The sequence below is a fragment of the Neisseria sp. HMSC069H12 genome (genome assembly GCF_001812735.1).
Taxonomy (GTDB): Bacteria; Pseudomonadota; Gammaproteobacteria; order Burkholderiales; family Neisseriaceae; genus Neisseria; species Neisseria subflava.
Genome location: NZ_KV810251.1, coordinates 1 through 755 on the forward strand (window position 1 = coordinate 1; position 755 = coordinate 755).

General features: G+C 44.8%; 1 protein-coding gene and 1 pseudogene. Both read left to right on the plus strand.

Annotated elements, in window-relative coordinates:
• A partial coding sequence (locus HMPREF2872_RS11845) for a hypothetical protein (RefSeq protein WP_210398840.1) occupies positions 1-187 on the plus strand: 187 nt, incomplete at its 5' end.
• 134 nt (positions 188-321) lie between these two features.
• Positions 322-597, plus strand: a pseudogene (locus tag HMPREF2872_RS03600) (IS1595 family transposase); the annotation flags it as partial.
• Positions 598-755 lie beyond the last annotated feature (158 nt).

Consider the following 755-nt stretch of genomic DNA (forward strand, 5'->3'; position numbering starts at 1 on the left):
TTTTGCCCGACGGGGTGAAAAATACAGTTGCTGCAAACTTAAACAACAAGGCAGCCTGAAACCCAAAATACGGTTTTCAGGCTGCCTTTGGCGTTTGGTTTTGCGGCAATCGGTTTTCGTCTCACAAAAGCGTGCAAACCGGTTTTCAGACGGCCTGATGTTTACATTTGGTTTCAAAAACGCATAAGGCAGCCTGAAAACGTGGCAGCCCCTAAGCACTGTCATTGCCGTGCAGGCGGGAATCTTGTTTCAGATTCTGTATCTTATTGTTTATTAAATAATGGGGCTGTACTAGATAAGCAGTCATGTTAGACTGCAAAAATGAAGATAACCCGTTGTAAACTAAAAAAGAGTATTCAAAAGAAACTGCTTCAGTTTTTTGTACTCGAAGTTACCACCCATTCGGCTGCTGATTTATTGGGCATCCACCCTAATTCGGCAGTGCTGTTTTACCGCAAAGTTCGCGAAGTCATCAGCCATCATCTCTCGTTGGAAGCCGATATGATTTTTGACGGCTCAGTCGAGCTGGACGAGAGTTATTTCGGCGGACACCGCAAAGGCAAACGAGGACGTGGAGCGGCAGGCAAAGTGGCGGTTTGCTGGAAGAAGATGCTCATGGAAAATCCCCTAAATGTCTTAATGGGAATTTAAGGGATTTTGGGGAATTTTGCAAAGGTCTCAAACTGCTAAGGCACTTATCTCAAGGAAGTTGGAGGTACTTAGTTGTAGGAAAACGTTGCGTTGTTTACACCACA